Here is a 15,955-nt window from a genome sequence, read left to right on the forward strand (position 1 = left end):
CCGCGGCGCGGATCTGACATCCCCCGCGGCGTAGGATCGGGCCATGCCTGAGATCGACATCAAGCCGCGCTCGCGCGCCGTCACGGACGGCGTGGAGGCCACGACGAGCCGAGGGATGCTGCGAGCCGTCGGCATGGGCGACGGCGACTGGGAGAAGCCCCAGATCGGCATCGCGAGCTCGTGGAACGAGATCACGCCGTGCAACCTCTCGCTCGACCGCCTCGCGCGCTCGTCGAAGGAGGGCGTGCACGCCGGCGGCGGCTACCCGCTGCAGTTCGGCACCGTCTCGGTCTCCGACGGCATCTCGATGGGCCACGAGGGCATGCACTTCTCGCTCGTGAGCCGCGAGGTCATCGCCGACAGCGTCGAGACCGTCGTGATGGCCGAGCGGCTCGACGGCACCGTGCTGCTCGCGGGCTGCGACAAGTCGCTGCCCGGCATGCTCATGGCGGCCGCACGGCTCGACCTCGCGAGCGTGTTCGTCTACGCGGGCTCGATCGCGCCCGGCTTCGTGAAGCTCTCGGACGGCACCGTGCCCGAGTCGCTCACGATCATCGACTCCTTCGAGGCGGTCGGGGCCTTCAAGGCGGGCAAGATCTCCGCCGAGGACCTGCACCGCATCGAGTGCGGCTTCGCGCCCGGCGAGGGCGCGTGCGGCGGCATGTACACCGCCAACACCATGGCGTGCATCGCCGAGGCGCTCGGCATGAGCCTGCCCGGCTCGTCGACGCCGCTCTCGGCCGACCGCCGACGCGACTACTACGCGCGCCGCTCGGGCGAGGCCGTCGTCGAGCTGCTGCGCCGCGGCATCACCGCCCGCGACATCCTCACGAAGGAGGCGTTCGAGAACGCCATCACCGTCGCGATGGTGCTCGGCGGCTCGACGAACGCCGTGCTGCACCTGCTCGCGATCGCGCACGAGGCGGAGGTCGAGCTCGACCTCGAGGACTTCCGCCGCATCGGCGCCCGCTCGCCGCACCTCGCGGACGTCAAGCCCTTCGGCGCCTACGTCGCGCAGGACTTCGACCGCGTCGGCGGCATGCCGGTCGTCTTGCAGGCGCTCCTCGACGCGGGCCTCCTGCACGGCGACGTGCTCACCGTCACCGGCCGGACGCTCGCCGAGAACCTCGCGGAGCTCGACCCCGCGCCGCTCGACGGGACGGTCGTGCGCGCGCTCGAGGATCCGATCCACGCGACCGGCGGCCTCACGGTGCTCGACGGCACGCTCGCGCCCGACGGCGCGGTCGTCAAGACGGCCGGCTTCGATGCGGAGGTCTTCGAGGGCCCCGCGCGCGTGTTCGACCGGGAGCGGGCCGCGATGGACGCGCTCACCAACGGCGAGATCCGAGCGGGAGACGTGGTCGTCATCCGCTACGAGGGACCGAAGGGCGGGCCGGGGATGCGCGAGATGCTCGCGATCACCGCCGCCATCAAGGGCGCGGGGCTCGGCCGTGATGTACTACTGTTGACGGACGGCAGATTCTCAGGCGGCACAACCGGCCTGTGCATCGGCCACATCGCCCCTGAGGCGGTCGACTCCGGTCCGATCGCCTTCGTGCGCGACGGAGACCGCATCAGGGTCGACATCGCCGCTCGCTCGCTTGACCTGATCGTCGACGAGGCAGAGCTCGGCTCCCGGCGTGAGGGCTGGGAGCCGCTGCCCCCGCGCTACACGCGCGGAGTCCTCGCCAAGTACGCCCGTCTCGTGCAGTCCGCCGCTCGCGGAGCCGTCACGGGCTGACGCATCTCGACCGTCAGCAGCACAGGAGAGCAATGCCCATCACCGCAAGGCCTGCCCCGCCGCGCAGCGCCGAGCCCCCGACCCTCACCGGCTCGGGAGCCGTCCTCAAGTCGCTCGAGCTGCTCGGCGTCACCGACGTCTTCGGCATCCCGGGCGGCGCGATCATCCCCTTCTACGACGAGCTCATGCAGCAGTCGGCGATCCGTCACATCCTCGTGCGCCACGAGCAGGGCGGCGGCCACGCCGCCGAGGGCTACGCGGCCGCGACCGGCCGGGTCGGCGTGTGCCTCGCGACGAGCGGCCCCGGCGCCACGAACCTCGTCACCGCGCTCGCCGACGCCTACATGGACTCGGTCCCGATGGTCGCGATCACCGGGCAGGTCTTCAGCCACCTGATCGGCACGGATGCGTTCCAGGAGGCCGACATCACCGGCATCGTGATGCCCATCACGAAGCACACCTTCCAGGTGACGCGCCCCGAGGACGTGCCGGGCGCGCTGCGCGCGGCGTTCCACATCGCATCCACCGGTCGCACCGGTCCCGTGCTCGTCGACATCACGAAGGACGCGCAGCAGGACTCGGCGCCGTTCGTGTGGCCCGACCGCGTCGACCTGCCCGGCTACCGCCCGGTCGTCAAGGCGCACGGCAAGCAGATCACCGCCGCGGCGCAGCTGCTCGCGAGCTCCGAGCGACCGCTGCTCTACGTCGGCGGCGGCGTGATCCGCGCGAAGGCGTCGGCCGAGCTGCTCGAGTTCGCCGAGTCGACCGGTGCACCCGTCGTGACGACGCTCATGGCGCGCGGCGCGTTCCCCGACTCGCATCCGCAGCAGCTCGGCATGCCCGGGATGCACGGCACGGTGCCCGCGGTGCTCGCGTTCCAGGAGTGCGACCTCATCGTCGCGCTCGGCGCCCGCTTCGACGATCGGGTGACGGGCAAGGTCGCCGAGTTCGCGCCGAACGCGAAGGTCATCCACGTCGACGTCGACCCGGCGGAGATCTCGAAGATCCGCCCAGCGGACGTGCCGATCGTCGGCGACGTGCGCGAAGTGCTGAGCGACCTCTCGATCGCGTTCCAGGAGCTCGTCGCGAGCGAGCGGCCCGACCTCACCGACTGGTGGGAGCGGCTGCACGGACTGCAGGAGCGCTTCCCGCTCGGCTTCCCCGAGCCGAGCGACGGCAAGCTCTCGCCGCAGCACGTCATCCAGCGCATCGGCCAGCTCACCGGCCCCGAGGCGATCTACGCGTCGGGCGTCGGCCAGCACCAGATGTGGGCGGCGCAGTTCATCGAGTACGAGCGGCCGAACGCCTGGCTCAACTCCGGCGGCGCCGGCACGATGGGCTACGCCGTGCCCGCCGCGATGGGCGCGAAGGTCGCCGAGCCCGGGCGCGTCGTCTGGGCGATCGACGGCGACGGATGCTTCCAGATGACCAATCAGGAGCTCGCGACCTGCACGCTCAACGACATCCCGATCAAGGTCGCGATCATCAACAACTCGTCGCTCGGCATGGTGCGGCAGTGGCAGAGCCTCTTCTACGAGGGCCGGCACTCGTTCACCGACCTCGAGACCGGCGACGACGCCAAGATGATCCCCGACTTCGTCAAGCTCGGCGAGGCGTACGGCTGCCTCGCGATCCGCGTGACGAAGCCGGAGGAGATCGATGCGGCCATCCAGCTCGCGCTCGAGACCAACGACCGCCCGGTCGTGATCGACTTCATCGTCTCGAAGGACGCGATGGTGTGGCCGATGGTGCCGCAGGGCGTCTCGAACTCCTTCGTGCAGTACGCCAAGGAGCACAGCCCGGTGTGGGAGGAGGAGTGATGAGCACGCACGTCCTGTCGCTCCTCGTGGAGGACAAGCCGGGCCTCCTGACCCGCGTCGCCGGCCTCTTCGCGCGCCGCGGCTTCAACATCGAGTCGCTCGCGGTCGGCAAGACCGAGGTGCCGGGCCTGTCCCGCATCACCGCGGTCGTCGACGTCGAGGACCTGCCGCTCGAGCAGGTCACGAAGCAGCTCAACAAGCTCATCAACGTCGTGAAGATCGTCGAGCTCGAGCCCGCCCAGTCGGTGCAGCGCGAGCACATGCTCATCAAGGTGCGGGTCGACAACTCGACGCGGTCGCAGATCCTCGAGGCCGCGACGCTGTTCCGCGCGAGAGTCGTCGATGTCACGACCGACGCGCTCGTGATCGAGGTCACGGGCGACTCCCCGAAGTGCCAGGCGCTGCTGCGGCTCCTCGAGCCCTACGGCATCAAGGAGATCGCGCAGTCGGGCCTGCTGGCGATCGGCCGCGGCGGCAAGTCCATCAGCGAGCGCGCGCTCAAGCAGAGCTCCTGAACCCAGAACCAGACGAAGGAGACAGCATGACTGAGGTCATCTATGACGACGGTGCCGACCTCGGCATCATCCAGGGCAAGAAGGTCGCCATCATCGGCTACGGCTCGCAGGGCCACGCGCACGCGCAGAACCTGCGCGACTCGGGCGTCGAGGTGCGCGTCGGCCTCCAGCCCGAGTCGAAGAGCTGCCAGAAGGCGACCGAGCAGGGCTTCGAGGTCGGCACGCCGGCCGAGGTCGCCGAGTGGGCCGACGTCGTCGTGCTGCTCGCTCCCGACCAGCACCAGCGCCACATCTACAGCGACGAGGTCGCGCAGCACATGGGCGAGGGCAAGACGCTCCTGTTCAGCCACGGCTTCAACATCCGCTTCGGCTACATCGAGGCGCCCGAGGGCGTCGACGTCGTGCTCGTCGCGCCGAAGGGCCCGGGACACACCGTGCGCCGCGAGTTCCAGGCCGGTCGCGGCGTGCCCGTGATCGTCGCCGTCGAGAAGGATGCGTCGGGCTCGGCGTGGCAGACGGCGTGGTCGTACGCGAAGGCGATCGGCGGCCTCCGCGCCGGCGGCATCACCACGACCTTCACGGAGGAGACCGAGACCGACCTGTTCGGCGAGCAGGCCGTGCTGTGCGGCGGCACCTCGCAGCTGGTGCAGTACGGCTTCGAGACGCTCATCGAGGCCGGCTACCAGCCCGAGATCGCCTACTTCGAGGTGCTCCACGAGCTCAAGCTCATCGTCGACCTCATGTGGGAGGGCGGCATCGCGAAGCAGCGCTGGTCGATCTCCGACACCGCCGAGTACGGCGACTACGTCTCGGGTCCGCGCGTCATCAGCCCCGACGTGAAGCAGAACATGCAGGCCGTGCTCGCCGACATCCAGTCGGGCGCGTTCGCGAAGCGCTTCATCGAGGACCAGGACGCGGGCGCACCGGAGTTCACGCAGCTGCGCGAGCAGCAGCAGGGCCACCCGATCGAGGAGACCGGCAAGAAGCTGCGTGCGCTCTTCGCCTGGGAGCAGCCCGACGCCGACTACACGGACGGCTCGGCAGCCCGCTGACCGACGCCTGATCCGAGGAGGGGGCCCCGAGCGGGGTCCCCTCTTCGCGTCTCGCGCGTCCTCCTGCGATGTGCACGTTCCTGCGGTTTGGCACGCACACGGGCCGCAGGAGCGTGCACATCCCGACGCTCGGTGGAGCTCGATGTAGCGCGTTCCCAGGCAGGAGCGCTTGGGTGGGCCGCATGGCTTCGCTCTGGCTCGACACCGCGCCCACGATCGGCTTCGACGTAGCGGGCCGGCGCGACGCCGACGTCGTGGTCGTCGGCGCCGGCATCACCGGCCTCATGACCGCGGCGCTGCTCGCGGGTCGCGGCGCGCACGTCGTCGTGCTCGAGGCGCGGGAGGTCGTCGGCGCGGTCGCGACCGGCAACACGACTGCGAAGGTAAGCCTGCTGCAGAGCGACCGGCTGCACCGCGCGCTCGGGCTCGCGCGCCGCGAGGCGGTCGAGGCGTTCGTCGAGGGCTCGATCGCGGGGCAGCTGCGGCTGCGGGGTCTGCTCGCAGCTCGCGGCACGCCCGCCGAGGAGCGCACCGCGATCTCGTTCGCCTTCACCTCCGAGGGCGTCGCGTCGCTCGAGCGCGAGGTCGAGGCGGCGCGCGGCCTCGGCATCCCCGTCGAGTCGAGCGGCGCGGAGTCGCTCCCGTTCCGCGTCGCCGGGGCCATCCAGCTCATCGAGCAGGCGCAGGTGCAGCCCGTGGCGATGCTCGGCGCCCTCGCCGCCGAGCTGCGCGAGCACGGCGGCCGGATCGTGCGCGCGGAGGTGCGCTCGGTGCGCACGGTTGGCCGCGGCGTCGAGGTCGAGACCGACGCGGGCTCGTGGCACGCGAGCGCGGCGGTGCTCGCGACCGGCTCTCCGGTGCCGGCGCGCGCGACCTCGGCGCTGCTCACGGCGACGCGCTCCTACGCGGCGGCGTACCGCACGGCCGCGCCGCTCCCCGAGCCGATGGCGATCAGCGTCGACTCGCCGAGCCGCTCGATCCGCACCGCCGCCGGTCCCGACGGCGACGTGCTCGTCGCGGGCGGCCCCGCGCACGCCGTCGGCCGGCACGCCGACCCGCGGCGGCTCGTCGCCGAGCTCGACGCCTGGGTGCGGTCGCACTGGCCCGACGCCGAGCGCACGCACGTGTGGAGCGCGCAGGACTACGCGACGCCCGACCTGCTGCCGTGGATCGGCGCGCGCCCCGGCTCGCGCGGCCGCGTGCTGCTCGCGACCGGGTTCGACAAGTGGGGCATGTCGAGCGGCGCGATGAGCGCGATCGCCCTCGCGGGCCGCATCGCGGGGGAGGAGCCCGAGTGGGCCCGCACGCTCCGCCGGCGCGGCACGACGGTCGCCGGGCTCGGCAAGGCCGCCGGCGCCTTCGGCGCAGTCGTCGCCGCCGATGCGCGCGCGATGGCGTCGGCCCTGCAGCCCGCGAGCACGCCGGCGGAGGGCGAGGGCGAGCTCGGTCGCGAGGGCCTCCGGCTCGTCGCGACGTCGACCGTCGACGGCGAGACCCGGCGGGTGTCCGCCCACTGCCCGCACGTGGGCGCCCTCGTCGCCTGGAACACGCAGGACCGCAGCTGGGACTGCGTCGCGCACGGCTCGCGCTTCGCGCCCGACGGCTCGCGCCTCGAGGGCCCCGCGGACTGCCCGCTGCGCTCGCTCCGCCGCACCCCGCGAGCGAGCGAACCGGTCGCCGGCTGAGCGGCCGCGTCGGCCGTGGCAAGGTGGTCGCCGTGGACGACGTCACCCGGCCGGGATCCGTGGCCGCGTCGTACCGCCGCTGGGCGGCGGTCGAGGCGGACGGCCGCTCGCCCCGCTACGCCGAGTGGGCGCGCGGCGTGGCCGACGACGAGCCGCTGTGCGCGGCGCTCGCGCAGCTCGAGCCCATCAAGCGCCAGCCCAACCTGCTCTTCGCGGCCGCCCGCTTCGAGGGCGTCCCGCTCGTGCCGTGGAGCGACGCGCGCGAGATGATCGCCGAGGCCTGGGAGCGCATCCGATCGACGATGCTCGCCCGCTTGACGCAGACGAACGAGGCGAGGCGCATGGCGACGCTGCTGCCCGCGATCGCGCACCTCGAGGGGCCGATCGCGCTCGTCGAGGTCGGCGCCTCGGCGGGGCTGTGCCTCTACCCCGATCGCTGGCGCTACCGCTTCGGCGCAGGCCGGTACGTCGGCGATGCCGCGCTGCCGCTGCTCGAGACCGACGCGTCGCCCTCGACGCCGCTGCCCGCGAGGCCGCCCGTCGTCGCGTGGCGCGGCGGCATCGACCTGCAGCCGCTCGACCCCGCCGATCCGGCGACGAGGGCGTGGCTCGAGGCGCTCGTGTGGCCGGATGCGTCGGGCGGGCTCGACGGGGCGCGCGTCGACCGGCTGCGCACCGCGCTCGCGATCGCGCGGCGGGAACCGGCAGACGTGCGGCGCGGCGACCTCACGGTCGACACGCGCGCGATCGTCGAGGAGGCCGGCCGGCACGCCCCGACGGTCGTCGTCTGGCACTCCGCGGTGCTCGCCTACGTCTCGGCGTTCGAGCGCGCATCCTTCGCCGACCTGATGGCGGACCTGCAGGTCACGTGGGTCGCGAACGAGGGCGCCTCACTCGAGATCGGCCCGCCCGCGCCGTGGGCCGGAGCGGGCGACTTCGTGCTGCGCCGCGATGCCGAGCCGATCGCCGCCGTCGACCCGCACGGCGTCTCGATCACGTGGCTCAGCGACCTCGCGACGTGAGGCGGCGCCCACGCGATGGGGGAGTGACGGCGCGCGCATCGGCGCCTACGCTTGGAGGTGCCGCCCAGACCGACGCGATCGACCTCGGCGGAGGCGTGGCGATCGGCTACTTCTGGCGCATCGACGAGGACCCTGACGCGCGCATCCTGTCGCACTCTGGCAGGACGGGCAGCTTCCCGAGCGTGCTGCTCGCGGACGTCCTGAACGGCACCGCATCCATCGTGCTGTCGAACCAGGACTCCTCCGTCGACCGCATCGGCGCGAGGCTGCTCGACCTCGCGCCCTGACGCCGCCCCGCGGGCGCGTCGCGGCGCCCCGATAGGCTCAGAGGGATGAGCCGCGACGACGACGCCCTCCGCTGGGACGGTGACGAGGACCTCGACCTCGAGTCCTCCGCTGCCAGCGACGACGGCGCGCGACCCGGCGCATCCGCCCCCCTCGTCCACGAGGCCAGGCCTCGCGGGCCGCTCGGGTGGATCGCGCTCGCGCTCGCGCTCGCCGCGACCGCCGGCTGGATCGTGATCGTCGTCGCGAACCCCGTGCAGCAGCCGAGCCTGCTCGGCCTCGTGATGTACCAGCTCGGCGAGCTGCTCGCCGTCATCGCGCCGCTGCTGTGGTGGTGGTGCGTCGACCGGCTCGCGCCGCTCGCGCGCCGCGCGCCCTGGTGGATCGCCGGCCTCGCCGTCACCGCGCCGTGGCCGCTCGTCGCGGGGGTGCTCGCGTGAGCGCCCGGCAGCCCCACGAGGAGCGGCCCGGCGACGCATGGATCGTCGCCGTGCTGTTCGCGCTCGCGTTCGGCTATGACACGGTCGAGGCGGTCACGAACCTGCAGCAGCTGCCGCTCCTCTATGCGAGCGCCGGCATCGAGGCGTCGACCCCGTGGTGGCTGCTCGTGGCGAGCGTCGCGCTGCCCGTCGTGCTGTTCGCCCTCGCGCTCTGGATCGGGCGGCGGATGCGGCTGGTCGCGAAGGCGGGCATCATGCTCGTCGCGCTCGCGGTGAGCGCGCAGGCGAGCCTGCTCGCCGAGCAGCTCGCGCGCCAGATCGCGGTCGCCGCGCTCGGCGGCTGAGCGGGCTCGGCTCGCTCAGATCACCGACACGAGCACGAGCACGCCGAGCACGACCTGCCCGATCGCGCGCGGCGCGATCGGCACCGCGGCGGCGCCGAAGCGCTCGGGCTCGCGCGCGGCCTGCACGTTCGCGGGGAACACGGCGATGAGCAGCGCGATGAGCGCGATGCCGGCCGCGAAGCGCACGCCCCACCACGGCGCGAGCAGCGCCGCGCCGCCGACGATCTCGGCGACCCCGGAGATCGCGACCAGCGCGGGCGCCCAGCGCCGGTCGGGGCCCGCGAGGCCAGCGGGGATCATCGCCTGCATCGCCCGGCGCACGCGCGGCACGAAGTGGGTGATGCCCATGCCGACGAAGACCAGGGCGAGGATGATGCGCAGCACGAACTGCGCGAGAGCGAAGGCGTCCATCGCCTCCATCATCCCGCACCCCGCACCCCGCGCCGCGATCCGCCCGCCGCGGCCCGCCTCCACCGCCGGTCGGCGCCTCCTGCAGGTGCGTGGCGCTTCCCGCAGGTGGTTGGCGCCTTCCGCAGGCGAGAGGCGCCTCCCGAACCGCGTCCGCTGCGCCGCACCGCACCGCACCGCACTGAGCGGTCAACTCCGCGCGCGAGCGGTCAACTCGGCGCGTCACCGGTCAAGTCGGAGCCCCGCTCACGCGCGGAAGTGACCGCTCACGCGCGGAAGTGACCGCTCACGCGCGGAAGTGACCGCTCACGCGCGGAAGTGACCGCTCACGCGCGGAAGTGACCGCTCACGCGCGGAAGTGACCGCTCACACGCGGAAGTGACCGCTCACGCGGCGCGCGGCCGCCGGCTTGGAGCGGCGCGCTCGGCGCGGCACCCGCCCCTCAGTAGGCTGTGCTCGGCACGACGAGGTGCTGTCCGCGATCGCGAACCCTCCATCCGTGCAAGGAGCCCAGCATGACCAAGCCCGTCGTCCTGATCGCCGAGGAGCTCTCGGCCGCCACCGTCGACGCCCTCGGGCCCGACTTCGACGTGCGCCACGTCGACGGCACCGACCGCGACGCGCTCTTCGCAGCCCTCGCCGACGCATCCGCCGTGCTCGTGCGCAGCGCGACGCGCATCGACGCCGAAGCGCTCTCGCACGCGCCGCGCCTCAAGGTCGTCGCGCGCGCCGGCGTCGGCCTCGACAACGTCGAGATCCCCGCCGCGACGAAGGCGGGCGTCATGGTCGTCAACGCGCCGACCTCCAACATCGTCTCGGCCGCCGAGCTCGCGATCGCGCACCTCCTCGGCCTCGCGCGCCACATCCCCGCGGCGGACGCGTCCCTCAAGCGAGGCGAGTGGAAGCGGTCGGCGTTCACGGGCGTGGAGCTCTACGAGAAGACCGTCGGCATCGTCGGCCTCGGCCGCATCGGCGTGCTCGTCGCCGAGCGGCTCGCGGCCTTCGGCACGAAGCTCGTCGCCTACGACCCCTTCGTGAGCCCGGCGCGCGCCGCGCAGCTCGGCGTCGAGCTCCGCTCGCTCGAGGAGCTTATGGCCGAGAGCGACTTCATCACGATCCACATCCCGCGCACACCCGAGACCGTCGGCCTCATCGGCGCCGCGGAGCTCGCGCTCGCGAAGCCGACGCTGCGCATCGTGAACGCCTCGCGCGGCGGCATCATCGACGAGGCGGCGCTCGCCGAGGCGCTCCGCAGCGGCACGATCGCCGGCGCGGGCATCGACGTCTTCGTCACCGAGCCGCCGACCGACGACGCCCTCACGAGCGCACCGAACATCCAGGTCACGCCGCACCTCGGCGCATCCACCGACGAGGCGCAGGAGAAGGCCGGCATCGCCGTCGCGCGCTCGGTGCGGCTCGCGCTCTCGGGCGACCTCGTGCCGGATGCGGTGAACGTCGCCGGCGGCGTCATCGACGAGTACGTGCGACCGGGCATCGCGCTCGCCGAGCGGCTCGGGCAGTTCGCGGCCGGCCTCGCCGCCGGTCCCGTCGAGGCGGTCGACGTCGCGGTGCACGGCGAGCTCGCCGCCTACGACGTCAAGGTGCTGCGGCTCGCGGCGCTCAAGGGCTTCTTCTCGTCGATCGTGAGCGAGCAGGTGACGTTCGTGAACGCGCCCGTCATCGCCGAGTCGCGCGGCGTGACGAGCGAGCTCACGGCCGACGAGCGCAGCGACGAGTACCGCAACGTCGTCGAGGTGATCGTCGCGCGCAGCGACGGCCGCCGGGTGAGCGTCGAGGGCACCCTCACGGGCCCGAAGCAGGTCGAGAAGATCGTCGGCGTCAACGGCCAGTCGGTCGAGGTGCCGATGGCCCACCACTTCGTCGTGATGGAGTACGAGGACCGGCCCGGCATCGTCGCGGCCTACGGCTCGGCGTTCGGCGAGGCGAGCATCAACATCGCCGGCATGCAGATCGCCCGCACGCGTGCGGGCGGCGAGGCGCTCTCGATCATCACGATCGACCAGGCCGCGCCCGACGCGCTCGTCGAGCAGCTCGGCGCGACGATCCAGGCGAGGACGATCCGGCAGATCGAGATCCGCGAGCTCTGAGCGAGCCGCTCGGGGCGCTCACCCGGCGCGGATGAGCCCGTCGAGCCGCGCGATCACCCGGTCGACCGAGTCGGCGGGGATCGACTCGCTGCCGCCGAGCGCCGAGCGGAGGTAGATGCCGTCGCTCAAGCGCACGATGACGAGCGCGAGGTCGCGATCGCCGATGCTCGCCTCGAGCGCCGCGAGGTAGTGGTCGTCGAGCCGCGTGAGGGCGTCGCGCGCCGCGGCGTGCTCCTCGAGCTGGCCGAGCTGCAGCAGCGCGAGCAGCGTGCGGTCGACGGGCTGGTCGGCGATCACCGACTCGCGGAGGAACGCGGCGACCGCGTCGTCGAGCGCGCCGAGCCGCACCTCCTCCGCCTCGCCGAAGCGGTCGAGGCGCTCGGCGAGCCCCGCGACGAGCGCAGCCTTCGACCCGAAGTGGTAGAGCAGCCCGCCCTTCGAGACGCCGGCGGCCTCGGCTGTCGCGGCGAGCGTGCCGGCGCGCTCGCCGCGCTCGATCACGAGCTGCTCGAACGCGTCGAGGATGCGGTCACGAGTGTCGGCTGCCTTGCTCACGACCACACCATACCTTGCCACTGAACCGTCCGGACGGTACAGTGATCCGGTGACCCGATCGACTGCCTCCGCCATCGCCGCGCCCGCCCGAGCCGGAGCGCGCGAGTGGGGCGCGCTCGCGGTGCTCATGCTCCCGGTGCTGCTCATCTCGATCGACACGACCGCGCTCTCGTTCGCGCTCCCCGAGATCGCGGTCGCCCTGCAGCCGACCGCCGCGCAGCAGCTCTGGATCGTCGACGCCTACTCGCTCGTGCTCGCGACCCTGCTCGTCGCGATGGGCAACCTCGGCGACCGCGTCGGCCGCCGACGGCTGCTGCTCATCGGCGCGACGGGCTTCGCGGTCGTGTCGGTGCTCGCGGCGTTCGCCCCCACGGCCGAGCTGCTCATCGCCGCGCGCGCCGCGCTGGGCCTGTTCGGCGCGACCCTCATGCCCGCGACGCTCGCGCTGCTGCGCACGACGTTCCTCGACCGCGGCCAGCGCCGCCTCGCGGTCGCGATCTGGGCGACGGCGTTCTCGGTCGGCGCCGCCGCCGGCCCCGTCGTCGGCGGACTGCTGCTCGCGCACTTCGCGTGGGGCTCGATCTTCCTCATCGCCGTGCCGTTCCTGCTGCCGCTGCTCGTGCTCGCGCCGCTGCTCATCACCGAGTCGCGCGATCCCGCGCCCGGCCCGATCGACCCGCTCGGCATCGCCCTGTCGATGCTCGCCCTCGGCGGCCTCGCGGCCGGCGTGAAGGAGCTCGCGGTCGCGGGCCTCGACCCGATCGGCATCGCGCTCGTCGCGGTCGCCGCGCTCGCCGGCTGGCTGTTCGTGCGCCGCATGCGCCGACGCGCGAACCCGATGCTCGACGTCGCGCTCTTCCGCGTGCCGCAGTTCAGCGGCGCGCTCGTCGTCAACCTCCTGAGCGTCGTCGCGCTCACGGGCTTCCTCTTCTTCGTCACCCAGCACCTTCAGCTCGTCGAGGACCTCCCGGTGCTCGACGCGGCGCTCGTGCTCGTGCCGGGCGTCGTCGCGATGATCGTCTCCGGCCTCGCGGTCGTGCGCGTCGTGCGCGCCGTCGACCCCGGCATCGCGGTCGTCGTCGCGCTCGGCAGCTCGGCGGCCGCGTACGGCATCCTCGCGGTGCTCGGCGAGGACGTGAGCCTCGCGGGCATCGTCGGCGCCTTCGCGCTGCTCGGCATCGGCATCGGCGCGGCCGAGACCGTCTCGAACGACCTCGTGCTCAGCGCCGTCCCGCCCGCGAAGGCGGGTGCCGCATCCGCCCTCTCCGAGACGGCGTACGAGTTCGGCGCGGTGCTCGGCACGACGCTGCTCGGCGGCCTCGTCACGGCGGTCTACCGCTCGACGCTCGCGCTGCCGGCGGGCATCGACCCGGGCGTCGCGGCGGCGGCGCGCGAGACGCTCGGCGGGGCGATCGCGGCCGCGCCGGGCGCGGGCGAGGCGGCGGATGCCGTGATCGCGGCCGCGAGGACGGCGTTCGACCACGGCGTGGTCGCCACGAGCGCGCTCGGGGCGGGCCTCATGCTCGTCGCGATGGTCGTGGCCTTCCGTACCCTGCGGCACCCCGAGCACTGATCCGGCTGATCGCCGATCCGCCCGGCCGCTGACGGCCTGGCCCGTGTGGGCGCGCCGGGCTAGCGTCTCGCCATGGACACCACCGGAGGCGCAGCTCGCGCCCGCATCGTGCTCGTCCCCGGCTTCTGGCTGGGTGCCTGGGCCTGGGACGAGGTCGCCGCGCTGCTGCGCGAGCGCGGCCACGACGTCACCGCGCTAACCCTGCCGGGCCTCGAGCCCGATCACGCCGACCGGGGGAGCGTGCGGCTCGACGACCACGTCGCCGCGATTGAGGCGGCGATCGCGGGGGAGGGGCCGGTCGTCCTCGTCGCCCACAGCGGCGCCGCGTCGCCCGCGACCGTCGCGATCGACCGCAACGTCGACCGCATCGCGCGCTCGGTGTGGGTCGACACCGCGCCCGTCGTCGACGGGCACGCGATGGATGCGTCGTTCGAGGGCGACGAGATGCCGCTCGAGGCCGCGTGGGAGGACGAGCTCGAGCAGGGCTCGATGCAGGGGCTCTCGGACGAGCAGCTCGACGAGTTCCGCGAGCGCGCCGTGCCTGAGCCCGCGGGCGCCGTGCGCGACGCCGCAGTGCTCCGCGACGACCGCCGGCTCGACGTGCCGGCGACCATCATCTGCACGGCGTTCTCCGCGGCCGACTACCGCTCCTACGCCGAGCAGGGCGTGCCGTTCCTCGCCGGTGTGCTCGAGCACCGCGCGCTCGAGCTCGTCGACCTGCCGACGGGCCACTGGCCGATGTGGTCGAAGCCGCTCGAGCTCGCCGACCGCATCGCGGAGGTCGCCGCGCGGGTCTGACGGCCCACGGCGCGCGGCTCAGTCGCCGGCGGGCAGCAGCACCCAGACGCTCGCGCCGCCGAGCGCCGCGTCCTCGATGCCGATCCGGCCGCCGTGCGCCTGCACGATGCGACGGCAGGTCGAGAGCCCGATGCCGAGCCCCTCGACGCCCGCCTCGACGTCCGACCGGTCGCCGCGCTGCATGAGCCCGAAGACGCGCTCTCGCTCCTCGGCAGGGACTCCCGGCCCGTCGTCATCGATCGTGACGCGCCAGCCGCCGGCGATGCGCTCCGCGCGCACCTCGACGCGCGGCTGGGCGCCGTCGACGGAGGCGAACTTCACCGCGTTCGCGAGCAGGTTCTGGGCGAGGGCGCCCAGCAGCGTCGCGTCGCCCTGCACGACCGGCAGCTCCCCGACGTCGATGCTCGCGCCCGCCGCGTCGATCTGCGCGTCGAGGTCGGCGATCGCGGCGCGCACCACGTCGCCGAGCGCGACCGGGCGCCGGCGCGCGCTGCCGCCGATGCGGGCGAAGTCGAGCAGGTCCTCGACGAGCGACGCCATGCGCGCGGCAGCCGACTCCGCGCGCGAGAGGGCTTTCGTCGCGTCCGGCGCGCTCGCGAGCTCGGGGCTGTCGGCGGCGAGCTCGAGGTAGCCCGTGAGCGCCGCGAGCGGGTTGCGGAGGTCGTGGCTCACCTGGCCCGCGAACTGCGCGAGCTGCTCGTTCGAGCGGCGCAGCTCTCGCGTGAGGCGGCGCAGCTCGAGCACGTCGACGACCTGCTCGGCGAGCAGCCCGAGGCTCCGAGCGCCGTGCTCGTCGAGCTCGCGCACCTCGTCGTCGAAGACGCACAGGCTCCCGATCGGCAGGCCGCTGGGCGTGCGGAGGGGGCTGGATGCGTAGAAGCGGACGTCCGCGATCTCACCCGTCACGAAGGGGTTCTGCGCGAACCGCGCGTCGGCGCGCGCGTCGGCGACGATCGTCTGGTCGGGTCCTTCGAAGACGCGGCTGCACATCGAATCCTCGCGCGAGCACACGGCCGCCTCGAAGCCGACCGCGGCGATCTGGTGCTGCTGCCGGTCGTCGATGATGTTGATGACGGCGTTCGGCACGCCCGCGACCGCGGCGGCGAGCTCGGTGAGCCCGCGCAGGTCGGCGCCGGGCGATTCGGCGAGCACGCCGTACTCGGCGATCGCCGCCGCGCGGACGACATCCTGGGCGTTCGGCACACGGGCTCCCTCCGTCCGGGTGCGCACCCGGTCGGGTCCATCCTGGCCGATCCCGCGCGAGATCCCCGCCCGGTCGCGGCCGCGGCCGGGCGGGGTCAGATCGCCGGCGGCTCAGATGACGTCGTCGCGACGCTCCGTGCGCTCGACGCGCATGCCGGAGTCCGGGTCGACGCGCGAGCGCGAGACCTGGCTCGAGCGGCCGGAGCGCGCCGCCATGATGATGCCGAACAGCGTCACGAGGGCGCCAGCGCCGAGCAGGATGTAGCCGATGAGGGTCCAGTTGGCACCCTCGACCTGCCACAGACCCGGCAGCGCCCACGCGACGATCGCGCCGACGGCCATGAGGAAGATGCCGAAGCCGATGCTCAAGGTGCTCTCCATTCGTCCGGGCGCCCCGGGACCAGCG

General features: G+C 73.4%; 16 protein-coding genes. 12 read left to right on the plus strand and 4 right to left on the minus strand.

Annotated elements, in window-relative coordinates; translation table 11 throughout:
- The first annotated feature begins 43 nt into the window (after nt 1-43).
- The 9 genes from ilvD to JSQ78_RS12960 all read left to right on the plus strand — a co-directional run bounded on the left by ilvD (nt 44) and on the right by JSQ78_RS12960 (nt 8,904).
- On the plus strand, nt 44-1,741 hold the full coding sequence (gene ilvD / locus JSQ78_RS12920; RefSeq protein ID WP_211448139.1) for a dihydroxy-acid dehydratase: 1,698 nt from the start codon (nt 44-46) through the stop codon (nt 1,739-1,741).
- A gap of 32 nt (nt 1,742-1,773) precedes the next feature.
- Entirely contained in the window at nt 1,774-3,561 is a 1,788-nt protein-coding gene (locus tag JSQ78_RS12925) for an acetolactate synthase large subunit (protein ID WP_211448141.1), read from the plus strand.
- Nucleotides 3,561-4,076 carry an acetolactate synthase small subunit gene (ilvN, locus tag JSQ78_RS12930; protein WP_021010026.1) on the plus strand — a complete coding sequence of 172 codons (516 nt, stop codon included), beginning with the start codon at nt 3,561-3,563 and terminating at the stop codon, nt 4,074-4,076. Before JSQ78_RS12925 ends, ilvN begins: the two co-directional genes overlap by 1 nt.
- Before the next feature lie 26 nt (nt 4,077-4,102).
- The gene (gene ilvC, locus JSQ78_RS12935; RefSeq protein ID WP_211448143.1) at nt 4,103-5,128 is read left to right on the plus strand and encodes a ketol-acid reductoisomerase; all 1,026 of its coding nucleotides are present in this window, start codon (nt 4,103-4,105) and stop codon (nt 5,126-5,128) included.
- A 182-nt stretch (nt 5,129-5,310) separates the two neighbouring features.
- Nucleotides 5,311-6,813, plus strand: coding sequence for an FAD-dependent oxidoreductase (locus tag JSQ78_RS12940; RefSeq protein ID WP_211448144.1), 1,503 nt, complete (start codon nt 5,311-5,313; stop codon nt 6,811-6,813).
- 32 nt (nt 6,814-6,845) lie between these two features.
- Nucleotides 6,846-7,835: a DUF2332 domain-containing protein gene (locus JSQ78_RS12945; RefSeq protein ID WP_211448146.1), complete on the plus strand. Its 990-nt coding sequence runs from the start codon at nt 6,846-6,848 to the stop codon at nt 7,833-7,835.
- Between the two features lie 95 nt (nt 7,836-7,930).
- Complete coding sequence (locus JSQ78_RS12950) at nt 7,931-8,122, plus strand: hypothetical protein (RefSeq protein ID WP_211448147.1); 192 nt, start codon at nt 7,931-7,933, stop codon at nt 8,120-8,122.
- Nucleotides 8,123-8,167: 45 nt separating this feature from the next.
- On the plus strand, nt 8,168-8,560 hold the full coding sequence (locus JSQ78_RS12955; RefSeq protein ID WP_211448151.1) for a hypothetical protein: 393 nt from the start codon (nt 8,168-8,170) through the stop codon (nt 8,558-8,560).
- Nucleotides 8,557-8,904, plus strand: a complete 348-nt coding sequence (locus JSQ78_RS12960) for a hypothetical protein (RefSeq protein WP_211448153.1) — start codon at nt 8,557-8,559, stop codon at nt 8,902-8,904. The genes JSQ78_RS12955 and JSQ78_RS12960 overlap by 4 nt, the downstream gene beginning before the upstream one ends.
- A 15-nt stretch (nt 8,905-8,919) precedes the next feature.
- Here JSQ78_RS12960 and JSQ78_RS12965 read toward each other — a convergent pair whose 3' ends face one another.
- Entirely contained in the window at nt 8,920-9,315 is a 396-nt protein-coding gene (locus JSQ78_RS12965; protein ID WP_211448155.1) for a DoxX family protein, read from the minus strand.
- Between the two features lie 512 nt (nt 9,316-9,827).
- Between JSQ78_RS12965 and serA the strand changes: the two genes are divergently transcribed.
- Nucleotides 9,828-11,420, plus strand: a complete 1,593-nt coding sequence (gene serA / locus JSQ78_RS12970; RefSeq protein WP_211448157.1) for a phosphoglycerate dehydrogenase — start codon at nt 9,828-9,830, stop codon at nt 11,418-11,420.
- An 18-nt stretch (nt 11,421-11,438) separates the two neighbouring features.
- On the opposite strand, the gene JSQ78_RS14045 is transcribed toward serA, so the two are convergent.
- Nucleotides 11,439-11,975, minus strand: coding sequence for a TetR/AcrR family transcriptional regulator (locus JSQ78_RS14045; protein ID WP_283245024.1), 537 nt, complete (start codon nt 11,973-11,975; stop codon nt 11,439-11,441).
- Here JSQ78_RS14045 and JSQ78_RS12980 point away from each other — a divergent pair.
- Nucleotides 11,944-13,548: an MFS transporter gene (locus JSQ78_RS12980; protein ID WP_211448159.1), complete on the plus strand. Its 1,605-nt coding sequence runs from the start codon at nt 11,944-11,946 to the stop codon at nt 13,546-13,548. The two genes, JSQ78_RS14045 and JSQ78_RS12980, sit on opposite strands and share 32 nt — an antisense overlap.
- Before the next feature lie 72 nt (nt 13,549-13,620).
- Nucleotides 13,621-14,346, plus strand: coding sequence for an alpha/beta hydrolase (locus JSQ78_RS12985; RefSeq protein WP_211448160.1), 726 nt, complete (start codon nt 13,621-13,623; stop codon nt 14,344-14,346).
- Between the two features lie 18 nt (nt 14,347-14,364).
- On the opposite strand, the gene JSQ78_RS12990 is transcribed toward JSQ78_RS12985, so the two are convergent.
- Both JSQ78_RS12990 and JSQ78_RS12995 read right to left on the minus strand, forming a co-directional pair.
- Complete coding sequence (locus JSQ78_RS12990) at nt 14,365-15,549, minus strand: sensor histidine kinase (protein WP_211448161.1); 1,185 nt, start codon at nt 15,547-15,549, stop codon at nt 14,365-14,367.
- Between the two features lie 111 nt (nt 15,550-15,660).
- On the minus strand, nt 15,661-15,918 hold the full coding sequence (locus JSQ78_RS12995; RefSeq protein WP_211448163.1) for a DUF6458 family protein: 258 nt from the start codon (nt 15,916-15,918) through the stop codon (nt 15,661-15,663).
- Between the last annotated feature and the right edge of the window lie 37 nt (nt 15,919-15,955).

Source organism: Agrococcus sp. Marseille-Q4369 (genome assembly GCF_018308945.1).
Taxonomy (GTDB): Bacteria; Actinomycetota; Actinomycetes; order Actinomycetales; family Microbacteriaceae; genus Agrococcus.

What these genes read in the sequence shown, in the direction of transcription:
- ilvD (WP_211448139.1), top strand. Translation starts at nt 44, where the DNA reads ATGCCTGAGATCGACATCAAGCCGCGCTCGCGCGCCGTCACGGACGGC.
- JSQ78_RS12925 (WP_211448141.1), top strand. Translation starts at nt 1,774, where the DNA reads ATGCCCATCACCGCAAGGCCTGCCCCGCCGCGCAGCGCCGAGCCCCCG.
- ilvN (WP_021010026.1), top strand. Translation starts at nt 3,561, where the DNA reads ATGAGCACGCACGTCCTGTCGCTCCTCGTGGAGGACAAGCCGGGCCTC.
- ilvC (WP_211448143.1), top strand. Translation starts at nt 4,103, where the DNA reads ATGACTGAGGTCATCTATGACGACGGTGCCGACCTCGGCATCATCCAG.
- JSQ78_RS12940 (WP_211448144.1), top strand. Translation starts at nt 5,311, where the DNA reads ATGGCTTCGCTCTGGCTCGACACCGCGCCCACGATCGGCTTCGACGTA.
- JSQ78_RS12955 (WP_211448151.1), top strand. Translation starts at nt 8,168, where the DNA reads ATGAGCCGCGACGACGACGCCCTCCGCTGGGACGGTGACGAGGACCTC.
- JSQ78_RS12965 (WP_211448155.1), bottom strand. Translation starts at nt 9,315, where the DNA reads ATGGACGCCTTCGCTCTCGCGCAGTTCGTGCTGCGCATCATCCTCGCC.
- serA (WP_211448157.1), top strand. Translation starts at nt 9,828, where the DNA reads ATGACCAAGCCCGTCGTCCTGATCGCCGAGGAGCTCTCGGCCGCCACC.
- JSQ78_RS12980 (WP_211448159.1), top strand. Translation starts at nt 11,944, where the DNA reads ATGCGGTCACGAGTGTCGGCTGCCTTGCTCACGACCACACCATACCTT.
- JSQ78_RS12985 (WP_211448160.1), top strand. Translation starts at nt 13,621, where the DNA reads ATGGACACCACCGGAGGCGCAGCTCGCGCCCGCATCGTGCTCGTCCCC.